The sequence below is a fragment of the Lentzea sp. NPDC042327 genome (genome assembly GCF_040647275.1).
GTDB lineage: Bacteria > Actinomycetota > Actinomycetes > Mycobacteriales > Pseudonocardiaceae > Lentzea.
Map to the genome: position 1 here is coordinate 105330 of NZ_JBEZBX010000020.1, position 10317 is coordinate 115646.

Sequence of the window (10317 nt, forward strand, 5' to 3'; positions counted from 1 at the left end):
GCGTGTCAGACTCCGTGACGTGCGCGTTTATCTGGCAGCAGACCACGCTGGCTTCGAGCTGAAGTCCCACCTGTCCACGGCTCTCAAGGAGCAGGGTTACGAGGTCGTCGACGTCGGCGCCCACGAGTACGACGCCCTGGACGACTACCCGTCGTTCTGCGTCGACGCCGCCGAGCGGGTCGTGAACGACCCCGGCAGCCTCGGCGTGGTGATCGGCGGCTCCGGCAACGGCGAGCAGATCGCCGCGAACAAGGTGAAGGGTGCCCGCGCCGCGCTGGCGTGGAACGTCGACACCGCGCAGCTGGCCCGCCAGCACAACGACGCCCTGCTGGTCGGCATCGGCGCCCGCCAGCACACCGCGGAGGAGGCGACCGCGATCGTCGTGGCGTTCCTCGAGACGCCGTTCTCCGGCGACGCCCGCCACCAGCGGCGCATCGACCAGGTCAGCGCCTACGAGAACTCCGGCAAGACCGGCTGACCGATGCCAGAGGGCCACACCCTGCACCGCCTCGCGCGGCTGCACCAGCGCCGGTACGCGGGTGCCCCGGTGGCCGTCTCCAGTCCACAGGGCCGCTTCTCGGCGTCCCTTGTGGACGGACGGACGCTCGTGCGCGCCGAGGCGCACGGCAAGCACCTGTTCCACGTGTACGGCCCGGACGCGGTGGTGCACGTGCACCTCGGCCTCTACGGCACGTTCACCGAGCACACCCCGCCCGTGCTGCTACCGGTCGGCCAGGTGCGGATGCGCATGGTCGGCGTCACCCACTGGACCGACCTGCGCGGCCCGACGGCGTGCGAGGTGCTGAACGCCGACGAGGTCAAGGCCATCCGGGCTCGTCTGGGCCCCGACCCGCTGCGCCGTGACGCGCGGCCGGACCTGGCCCACGAGCGGGTCAGCCGCTCCCGCCAGTCGCTGGCCGTGCTGCTGATGGACCAGAAGGTCATCGCGGGCGTCGGCAACGTCTACCGCGCCGAGGTGCTGTTCCGGCACAACGTCAACCCGATGACGCCGGGTACCGAGGTCAGCCGCGAGCTGTGGGACGACCTGTGGAACGACCTGGTCGTGCTGATGAAGGACGGCGTGAAGGTCGGGCGGATCGACACCGTGCGCCGCGAGCACATGCCGCGGGCGATGAAGCGCCCGCCGCGCGTGGACCGGCACGGCGGTGAGGTGTACGTGTACCGGCGGGCCGGTGAGCCGTGCCTGGTGTGCGGCACCGAGGTGCTGACGAAGGAGCTGGCGGCGCGGAACCTGTTCTGGTGCCCCGTCTGCCAGGCCTGACACCCGACAACGACTGAGGCCGCCCCCGCGCGTGTGCGGGGGCGGCCTCGTGTCGTTCGCGGCCCGGCTAGAAGTCGAACCCGCCGCCCATGTCGCCGAAGTCGAAGCCGCCGGAGTCGCCCATGTCGCCGCCACCGAAGTCGCCGCCCATGTCGTTCATGCCCGCGTCGGCGCCCATGCCCAGGTCGGCAGCGCCGTAGTCGCCGATGCCGTGCATGCCGGAGAACATGGCGTCCATCAGCAGGAACGTGCCGACGCCCCAGGCACCCGCCACGAGCGCGGGCTTCCACCACGGCTCGGAGTACCAGCCGCGGGGCACCGGGCGGCCGGCGACCATGCCGCCGGGGTAGTAGTACGGCGTGCCCGCGCCCGACTGCGGCGAGGCGGCGTAGTCGTGGCCCTCGACGGTGACCCGGCGGTCCTCGCTGACGGCACCGGCCTGCTTCTGGCCCGCGATCTCGGGCAGCGCGGGACCGGGGTCCATGCCCATGGCCTCACGCGCGGCGCGGACGTAGTGCAGGCCCTCCATCGCGGTCTGGGTGACCAGGCGGGCCTGCGGGATCGTGCGGGCCTGCTCCATCTGGGAACCGGCGGCGGTGAAGCGCTCGGAGGCGTCGGCCAGCGCCTGGGTGGAGGCGATGTTGCTGCCGGTGAGGCTCATCACCTGACCACCCAGCCGCTCGACCCAGCGGCGTGCCTCGGCCTTGGCGTCGTCGAGCTCCCGCGCCTTGCGCGCGTTGCTCTGGCTGACCAGGTAGAACACGCCGGCGACCAGCAGCACCAGCACAACGACCCACACGATCGTGCCCACGGTTTACCTCCCACGGCAGACAAACCGTCAACGAGCAAAAGCGGGCCAGAGTTCCGTTAGAACACCTCGGGGCAGTGCGGTTCGTGTGTGTTGAGGAACGCCAACGTCAGCGCGTCGACATGCCCTGGCGTGTGCTCGACCACGCGATGTGCTCGTGCGAGCACGGAAAGCCGCACGCCGCCGAGGTAGGCACTGCCGAGCGCGGCGATGTCGAGCGACACGTCCGCGGGGTCCTCGGTGCGGGTGACCACCGCCTCACCGCCCTTCACCGTGAGGCGCCAGCGGCCCGAGTTCCACGGGCACAACGCGTCCTCGACGGCCAGCACGCTGTCCACATCGGACAGGTAGCGGCGCAGCGGCAGAGCGCGGTCCACGTCGACGATCCGCAGCCACAGCGCGTCCCCGAGCTCTTGGCGCACCTTCCGCGGGTCAGCGACCATGTGCAAGATCGGTTCATCGGTGGCGGTGTAGAAGGAGATCCGAGCGGCCAGGTCGACGTCGAGCAGGAACCGGTAGAGGTCCGCGTACGCCTGCTCGGTCTCGCACGCGAGCTCGCGCACGTGCAGCTCGTTGCGCGGCCCGCTGTTGTCCCACTCGTGCTTCACGCGGAACACCACGTACCCCTGCGGGTGCAGGCAGTAGCGGTAGGACGAGAGGCCGTTGCGGTCGGACTCGTCGTCGGACAGGTGCACGTCCCACGACCTCTCGACCCGGCTCAGCCAGCCGGTCCTGGTGCGGCGCACGCGGTCGTGGACCTCGCGCATGAACGGCAGCGCCTCGTCGCGCGTGACCTGCCGGATGCGCGCGTCGCCGACCCGCACGCCGGGGTGGAACGGCATGCGCGTCGGCATCGTCATCATCGACCGGCTCGACGCGTGCTCGCCGTAGCCGAACCGCCGGTAGATCCCGCCCTCCGACGCCCAGAGGATCGCGATCGAGTCGCCCGCTTCGTGCATCTGGTGCAGCTGGGTCTTCATCAGCAGCGATGCCACGCCACGGCGTCTGTGGCCGGGTTTGACGCCCACGACGGTCACGGCGCCGACCGGTGCGAGCGCGCCGCCGGGGACCGTGAGCTCGCGGCTGAGAATCCCGCCGGTGCCGATCATCTCGTCACCGTCGAACACCGCGTGGGTGCGGTCGAGCTCCAGCACCTTGGTCCAGCGGTGCTCGCTGTCGCGCGGTTCGTCGAGGAACGCCCAGGCGAACACCCGCCGGAAGTCGTCGAGGTCAGAGCGGTCGATGGTCCTGATGCTCAGCGTCGAGTCGGCCATGGCGGCAGTGATACGCCGCCACGGCCGGTTCCGCAGCTCATTTACCGCTGGATCGACTTGATCTCGCAGAACTCGTCGAGGCCGAACCTGCCGAACTCGCGCCCGTTGCCCGACTGCCGGTACCCGCCGAAGGGCGCGCTCGTGTTGAACGCACCGCCGTTGATGTCGACCTGCCCGGTGCGCAACCGCTTGGCCACGGCGAGCGCGCGGTCGGTGTCCGCGGAGAACACGGCACCCCCGAGCCCGTAGATGGTGGAGTTCGCGATGCGCACCGCGTCGTCCTCGTCCGCGTACGGCATGACCGACAGCACCGGCCCGAAGATCTCCTCCTGGGCGATGGTCATCTCCGGCGTGACCCCGCCGAACACCGTCGGCGCCACGTAGAACCCCTTCGGCAACGGCGCGTCCGGCCCACCGGCCGCCAGCTGCGCGCCCTCCTCGACACCCTTGCGGATGTAGCCGACCACCCGGTCCCGCTGGGCGGCGGACACGGCAGGCCCGATCCGCGTCGCCGGCTCCGCCGGGTCACCCGGCACGTACTTGGCCGCCGCGGCGACCGCCAACCGCACCGCCTCGTCGTGCCGGTCGGCGGGCACCAGCAACCGCGTCCACGCGCTGCACGCCTGGCCGTTGTTCATGAACGAGTTCCCGACGGCGATCTTCACGGCCCGCCCGAGGTCGGCGTCGTCGAGCACCACGCAGGCCGACTTGCCGCCCAGCTCCAGCGCGACCCGCTTGACCGTCTCGGCGGCCACCGCCGACACCCGTCGTCCCGCCCGCGTGGACCCGGTGAACGACACCATGTCGACGTCCGGGTGCGCCGCGAGCGCCTCTCCGGCCACCGGCCCGGTGCCGTGCACGAGGCCGAAGACCCCGCTGGGCGTGGCGCTCGTGACGATCTCCGCCAGCAGGTCTGCGGTCCGCGGTGCCAGCTCGCTCGGCTTGAGCACCACGGTGTTGCCCGCGGCCAGCGCCGGGACGACCTTCGCCACCATCTGCTGCAACGGGAAGTTCCACGGCGTGATGGCCGCGACCACCCCGACCGGCTCGCGCAGCACCAGCGAGTTGCCGATCTCCTCCGGCTCGAAGTACCCGCGCTCCAGCACGTCCGCGACACCCTCCGCGATCCCGATCGGGTTCGCGACCTGCACCTTCTGACTGAACGCCAGCGGCGTGCCCATCTCCCGGGTCATGGTGGCCGCGAGCTCGTCGGCCCGCTCCCGCAGCCCGTCGACGATCGCCCGCACCACCTTCACCCGCTCGGGCACCGCCGTCAGCGACCACGCCGGAAAGGCGGCGACGGCAGCGGCCACGGCCGCGTCGACGTCGGCCGGCGTGCCTTCGGCGAGCGTGCCGACGACTTCCTCGGTGGCGGGGTTGACGACCTCGATCACGAGAGCCCTCCAGACGGATGTGACAGGTTTGGCGCGGACGACGTCCAGACTGTCACATCGGGTGGGCGGTGGTCATCGGCCATGCGCACGCCCGCTCCGGTGAAACGGCGGTGGCGCCGCACCGGGTCGTGAAAGACCTCGGCGCGGCGCCACGTCCGCCGACACCCCGGCAGAAAAGTCGCCCCGAAAATTCGCCGCGCGTCGACGAAGCCGCGGCACGGACCTCAGCTGAAGTCCAAGTCACCCGTTCGAGTGCGCTTCAGCTCGAAGAAGTGCGGGTAGCCGGCGAGCAGCCGGGCGCCGTCGAAGATCCGGCCGGCCTCCTCGCCGCGCGGGATCTTCGTGAGCACCGGGCCGAAGAAGGCGACGCCGTCGATGTGGATGGTCGGCGTGCCGACGTCCATCCCGACGGGGTCCATGCCGCGGTGGTGCGAGGCCCGCAGCTCCTCGTCGTACTCGGTCGAGTGCGCGGCCTCTGCCAGCTCCGCGGGCAGCTCGGCGTCGGCGAGTGCCAGCTTGACGACGTCGTCGAAGTCCTGGTTGCCCTCGTTGTGGATGCGGGTGCCCATGGCGGCGTAGAGCCGGGGCAGCACCTCGTTGCCGAACTTCTGCTCGGCCGCGATGGCCACGCGGACGGGACCCCAGCCCTTGGTCATGAGCTCCCTGTACTGCTCGGGCAGGTCGCGGCCCTCGTTCAGCACGGCCAGGCTCATCACGTGGAAGCTGAGGTCGATGTCGCGGACCTGCTCCACTTCGAGGATCCACCTGGAGGTGATCCACGCGAACGGACAAAGCGGGTCGAAGTAGAAATCGACCTTGGCCTTCTCAGCCATGGGTGCCCCTTCAGTCACGGTAGGTGGGGTTGTCCCCCCAACAGCCCAACCAGATCACCCCGTCATCTCTTCCCGCACGCCGGTTCCGTGATTGGATGCGGGAGTCATAACCATTCCCGACGACGTCAGCGCGTAACCACACGCGTGGCAGACGAGGTGAACAGTGGCCGCGCCCAACCTCACCCGCGACCAGGCCCAGGAACGTTCTGGGCTGCTGGAAGTGGAGTCCTACCGGATCGAGCTGGACCTGACCGACGGCGGCGGAAAGCCGGGTTCGGACACGTTCCGCTCCACCACCACCGTGGTGTTCCGCAGCCGGACTCCGGGTGCTTCCTCGTGGATCGACATCGTGGCGGCGACCGTGCACCGGGCCGTGCTGAACGGCGAGGAGATCGACGTCTCCGACTACCGCGAGGAGGACGGCGTCCGGCTGTCGGACCTCGCGGAGACGAACGAGCTGACGATCGAGGCCGACTGCCGGTACATGAACACCGGCGAGGGCCTGCACCGGTTCGTCGACCCGGTCGACGGCGGCGTGTACCTGTACTCGCAGTTCGAGACCGCCGACGCCAAGCGCATGTTCGCGTGCTTCGACCAGCCGGACCTGAAGTCGGTGTTCTCGCTGAAGGTCACCGCGCCGCACGACTGGAAGGTGATCTCCAACGGCGAGATCACCGGCACCGAGGACGGCGAGGGCGGCGCGGACGTGCACACGTTCGCCACGACCAAGCCGATGTCGACGTACATCGTCGCGCTCGTCGCCGGTCCGTACGCGGAATGGCGCGACGAGTTCGTGGACGGCGACTTCCGCATCCCGCTCGGCATCTACTGCCGCGCCTCGCTCGCCCCGCACATGGACCACGAGCGGCTGTTCACCGAGACCAAGCAGGGTTTCGGGTTCTTCCACCAGGCGTTCGGCGTGAAGTACCCGTTCGGCAAGTACGACCAGTGCTTCGTGCCGGAGTTCAACGCGGGCGCGATGGAGAACGCGGGCTGCGTCACGTTCCTGGAGGACTACGTCTTCCGCAGCCGGGTCACCCGCTACCTCTACGAGCGCCGGTCCGAGACCGTGCTGCACGAGATGGCGCACATGTGGTTCGGCGACCTGGTGACCATGCGCTGGTGGGACGACCTGTGGCTGAACGAGTCGTTCGCCACCTGGGCGTCGGTGCTCGCGCAGGCGGAGGCCACCGAGTACCGCCAGGCGTGGACGACGTTCGCGAAGATCGAGAAGTCGTGGGCGTACCGGCAAGACCAGCTGCCGAGCACGCACCCGGTCGCCGCGGACATCCCGGACGTGCAGGCGGTCGAGGTCAACTTCGACGGCATCACCTACGCCAAGGGCGCTTCCGTGCTGAAGCAGCTCGTCGCGTACGTCGGCCTGGAGAACTTCCTGGCGGGCCTGCGGGTCTACTTCGCCAAGCACGCCTGGGGCAACGCGACGCTCGCGGACCTGCTGGGCGCGCTGGAGGAGGCGTCCGGCCGCGACCTGTCGTGGTGGAGCGCGCAGTGGCTGGAGACCACCGGCCTGAACCTGTTGCGCCCCAAGTTCACCGTCGACGCGGACGGCAAGTTCACCGAGTTCGCCGTGCTGCAGGGCGGCGCACGTCCGGGTGCGGGCGAGTTCCGCACGCACCGCATCGCCATCGGCGTGTACGACGACGACGGCAGCGGCAAGCTGGTCCGCACGCACCGCCACGAGCTGGACGTCACCGGCGACCGCACCGAGGTCCCCGAGCTGGTCGGCGTGCACCGCGGCAAGATCGTGCTGGTCAACGACGACGACCTCACGTACTGCACGATGCGCCTGGACCCCGACTCGCTGGCCGGGCTGATCGACCACATCTCCGACATCGCGGAGCCGCTGCCCCGCACGCTGTGCTGGTCGGCCGCGTGGGAGATGACCCGCGAGGCCGAGCTGAAGGCCCGCGACTTCGTGAACCTGGTGCTCGGCGGTCTGCACGCCGAGTCGGAGGTCGGTGTCGTGCAGCGGCTCCTGCTGCAGGCCCAGACCTCGCTGTCGTCCTACGCGGACGACTCGTGGCGCGCGGAGGGCTGGCGCCGGTTCGTCACGAAGACCCTGGAACTGGCGCGGGCCGCGGAGCCGGGTTCGGACCACCAGCTGGCGTTCGTGAACGCGCTCGCCTCCTCGGTGCTGGACGAGTCCACTCTGGACGTGCTGCGCGGCTGGTACGACGGTTCCGCGGGCTTGGAAGGCCTTGAGGTCGACACCGACCTGCGCTGGCGCCTGCTGCAGGCCCTCGTCGCGCACGGCAGGGCGGACCTGCCGGAGATCGCCGCGGAGGAGGAGCGCGACCCCACCTCCACCGGTCACCGCCGCGCCCAGTCCACCCGCGCCCTGCGCCCGACGGCCGAGGCCAAGGACGAGGCGTGGGACCGGGCGGTCAACGACGACGACCTGCCCAACGCGGTCAGCGAGGCCATCATCGCCGGCATCTCGCACCCCTCGCAGAAGGAGCTGCTCGCGCCGTACGTCGAGCGCTACTTCGCCGACGTGAAGGGCGTGTGGGACCGCCGTTCCTCGGAACGCGCGCAGTCGATGGTGGTCGGCATGTTCCCGGCGTGGTCGATCGCGAAGTCCACTGTGGAGGCCGCTGACGCGTGGCTGGCCGACGAGCACCCGCCGGCCCTGCGCCGCCTGGTGTCCGAAGGCCGTGCGGGCATCGTACGCGCCCTTGCGGCACAGGAGTTCGACCGCTCCTGACCGGTCCTGGAAGCCCCGCAACGCGTTCGCGCGGTGCGGGGCTTCCGCGTATCGTCGGCCGGCTGTTCACGGGCCGGCCTCCTGGCCGAGGCGGGTGAGCACGTGCCCACCGACAACCGCCGCTGGAATCTCCCTGCTGCGCAACGGGTTGGAGCTGCAGCCGCAGCGGACGGTCCTGCGGAGCGGGACCGGGCTGGTCGTGGCCGGGGACGACCACCGCGAGCACGGCTGGGAACGGGTCGCGGACCTCGTCGTCGCCAGGAACGACGCGGGGCGCGACGAGGTGGACCGGCGCAGCCGCCTCACCGATTCGGCGCAGAGCCGGCACGAAGCGATCACCGCAAGGGGGAACGTGAACCACATCGGCACGCTCGTCGAACGCTGGCACCGCGGCTGGACCGCCGCCGACGGGCTCACGTCCGAGGTTCGCGACGGGCACCTCGTCGTGCACGTCGACCGGCCGCACCGGAAGTACGAGTGGCTCGCCACCGACGAGGCCGAGGTCGCGGAGCTGGCCGCGCTCGTGGCCGCGACGCGGGAACCGAACTGGCTCAGCGTGCCCACCTCCGACCCGGCGCAGGTGGTCGGCGAGCTGGAACGGGCCGGGCTGGTCGTCGCGCGGCCGGACGAGACGTTCATGCGGCGTGCGCTCGCCGGTCACCCGCTGCCCGCGCCGCCGGCCGGGTACGCGGTGGAGGTGACGCGCGAGCCCGTGCTGCGGGTGCGGGTGCTCGCCGGCGGTGAGCTCGCGGCGAGCGGGCTGATGGCCGTGGTCGGCACGGACGCGGTGGCGCACCGGATCGAGACCGCGGCCGGGCACCGGCGGCGCGGGCTGGGCAGCGTCGTCATGGGCACGCTGGTGCACGAGGCGCTCGCGGACGGCGCGGACACCGGGTTGCTGTTCTCCTCGGCCGACGGCGTGCACCTCTACCGCCGGCTCGGCTGGGAGCGGATCTCCGACCTGGTGGTGGCGCAGAACCAGGTCGCCGCGCGGCTGAGCCCCTGACACGGCGACAGCCCCCGGCCGGAGGTGGCCGGGGGCTGTCGCGAGGTCGGGTCAGGAACGCGGTGCGTTGCCCGCCTGGTCGGTCAGCATGCGCAGACCGGACACCAGGCCGCCGGCGAGGTCGCCCTCCTTGAAGGACGCGACCATGCTCATCACCGCGAGCTTGGCACCGCGGTCGGCGAGGCGGCGGTGCGACTCCTCGCCGGTCACGACCTCGACGACGCGCTCGCCCGGCGAGACGGCCACGAGGACGTGGTGCGAGGGGCGCTCGGTCGAGGCGTGCAGCTCCTCGGCGCGCTGGCGGGACGAGCTGCCCAGCTCGCCGAGGTACACGCTGAAGTCGAGCCCGGTCGCGCGGCTGGACAGCGTGAGGGCCTCGTCCAGCTGCGCGAGCTGGGCCGGCGAGAACGGCAGCTCGGGGGCGTGCGGCTCGTACATCTTGGCGGCGGAGACGCGACCGCTGTTCGTCACGACCGCACCGAGCGGCAGCGACGACGGGTCGACGGCCGCGATGGCCTTACCAGTTGCCACGAGCGCCTCCCTTGGCAGTCGAACCCGCCGCGGCGGACTCGGCGGAACCGCGGTGGTCCGCGCTCAGCCCGGCCGGGTTCGCGCTCCACCACACCGGGGCGTAGCCCCACTCCTGGCCGGGCCGGTACCGGGGGATCCGGGTGGCCTTTGGCCTCACCGTCAGCAGCGTGATCACGCCGTAGATAGCCAGCGGGATCAGCGCGAAGACGAGAACGGTCTCCACGATGGTCACGGGCGGTACCGTAGCCGAACTCGGTCGCGCACGAGTGGCCGGGCCACCGCGCGGCGAGCCGCGAGGGCTAGCTGTACTGATTCGTGACGTTGTTGATGTCTAGGCGGTCAGTCGGGTGATGGGTGGCTGGCCGCCGAGGCGGTGTGGGCGCGTCGTGTGTTGTAGTGGTGGACCCAGCTGGGCAGGGCGGCCAGGCGGTGGTCGTTGCCGGTCCAGGCTCGGGCGTAGGCGA

General features: G+C 71.0%; 10 protein-coding genes and 1 pseudogene. 4 read left to right on the forward strand and 7 right to left on the reverse strand.

Annotated features, from left to right (window positions below):
* Nucleotides 1-19 precede the first annotated feature (19 nt).
* Together AB0A63_RS35945 and AB0A63_RS35950 are read left to right on the forward strand one after the other, a co-directional pair.
* Nucleotides 20-478 carry a ribose-5-phosphate isomerase gene (locus tag AB0A63_RS35945; RefSeq protein ID WP_360399556.1) on the forward strand — a complete coding sequence of 153 codons (459 nt, stop codon included), beginning with the start codon at nucleotides 20-22 and terminating at the stop codon, nucleotides 476-478.
* A gap of 3 nt (nucleotides 479-481) precedes the next feature.
* Nucleotides 482-1282 carry a zinc finger domain-containing protein gene (locus tag AB0A63_RS35950; RefSeq protein ID WP_360399559.1) on the forward strand — a complete coding sequence of 267 codons (801 nt, stop codon included), beginning with the start codon at nucleotides 482-484 and terminating at the stop codon, nucleotides 1280-1282.
* 67 nt (nucleotides 1283-1349) lie between these two features.
* On the opposite strand, the gene AB0A63_RS35955 is transcribed toward AB0A63_RS35950, so the two are convergent.
* The 4 genes from AB0A63_RS35955 to AB0A63_RS35970 form a co-directional block, all read right to left on the reverse strand.
* Nucleotides 1350-2093 carry a hypothetical protein gene (locus AB0A63_RS35955; RefSeq protein WP_360399562.1) on the reverse strand — a complete coding sequence of 248 codons (744 nt, stop codon included), beginning with the start codon at nucleotides 2091-2093 and terminating at the stop codon, nucleotides 1350-1352.
* Nucleotides 2094-2149: 56 nt separating this feature from the next.
* Nucleotides 2150-3364, reverse strand: coding sequence for a GNAT family N-acetyltransferase (locus AB0A63_RS35960; RefSeq protein ID WP_360399565.1), 1215 nt, complete (start codon nucleotides 3362-3364; stop codon nucleotides 2150-2152).
* Between the two features lie 41 nt (nucleotides 3365-3405).
* The gene (locus tag AB0A63_RS35965) at nucleotides 3406-4758 is read right to left on the reverse strand and encodes an aldehyde dehydrogenase family protein (protein WP_360399568.1); all 1353 of its coding nucleotides are present in this window, start codon (nucleotides 4756-4758) and stop codon (nucleotides 3406-3408) included.
* Between the two features lie 224 nt (nucleotides 4759-4982).
* The gene (locus tag AB0A63_RS35970) at nucleotides 4983-5591 is read right to left on the reverse strand and encodes a DsbA family protein (protein ID WP_360399571.1); all 609 of its coding nucleotides are present in this window, start codon (nucleotides 5589-5591) and stop codon (nucleotides 4983-4985) included.
* Nucleotides 5592-5754: 163 nt separating this feature from the next.
* Here AB0A63_RS35970 and pepN point away from each other — a divergent pair, with 163 nt between their 5' ends.
* Together pepN and AB0A63_RS35980 are read left to right on the forward strand one after the other, a co-directional pair.
* Entirely contained in the window at nucleotides 5755-8316 is a 2562-nt protein-coding gene (pepN, locus tag AB0A63_RS35975) for an aminopeptidase N (RefSeq protein WP_360399574.1), read from the forward strand.
* A gap of 94 nt (nucleotides 8317-8410) precedes the next feature.
* On the forward strand, nucleotides 8411-9322 hold the full coding sequence (locus AB0A63_RS35980; protein WP_360399577.1) for a GNAT family N-acetyltransferase: 912 nt from the start codon (nucleotides 8411-8413) through the stop codon (nucleotides 9320-9322).
* Nucleotides 9323-9373: 51 nt separating this feature from the next.
* Here AB0A63_RS35980 and AB0A63_RS35985 read toward each other — a convergent pair whose 3' ends face one another.
* The 3 genes and pseudogenes from AB0A63_RS35985 to AB0A63_RS35995 form a co-directional block, all read right to left on the reverse strand.
* Nucleotides 9374-9853, reverse strand: a complete 480-nt coding sequence (locus AB0A63_RS35985) for a DUF5130 family protein (protein WP_360399580.1) — start codon at nucleotides 9851-9853, stop codon at nucleotides 9374-9376.
* Complete coding sequence (locus AB0A63_RS35990; protein WP_360399583.1) at nucleotides 9840-10085, reverse strand: hypothetical protein; 246 nt, start codon at nucleotides 10083-10085, stop codon at nucleotides 9840-9842. The genes AB0A63_RS35985 and AB0A63_RS35990 overlap by 14 nt, the downstream gene beginning before the upstream one ends.
* 99 nt (nucleotides 10086-10184) lie before the next feature.
* Nucleotides 10185-10317, reverse strand: a pseudogene (locus tag AB0A63_RS35995) (integrase core domain-containing protein); the annotation flags it as partial.

What these genes read in the sequence shown, in the direction of transcription:
- AB0A63_RS35950 (WP_360399559.1), top strand. Translation starts at nt 482, where the DNA reads ATGCCAGAGGGCCACACCCTGCACCGCCTCGCGCGGCTGCACCAGCGC.
- AB0A63_RS35960 (WP_360399565.1), bottom strand. Translation starts at nt 3,364, where the DNA reads ATGGCCGACTCGACGCTGAGCATCAGGACCATCGACCGCTCTGACCTC.
- AB0A63_RS35970 (WP_360399571.1), bottom strand. Translation starts at nt 5,591, where the DNA reads ATGGCTGAGAAGGCCAAGGTCGATTTCTACTTCGACCCGCTTTGTCCG.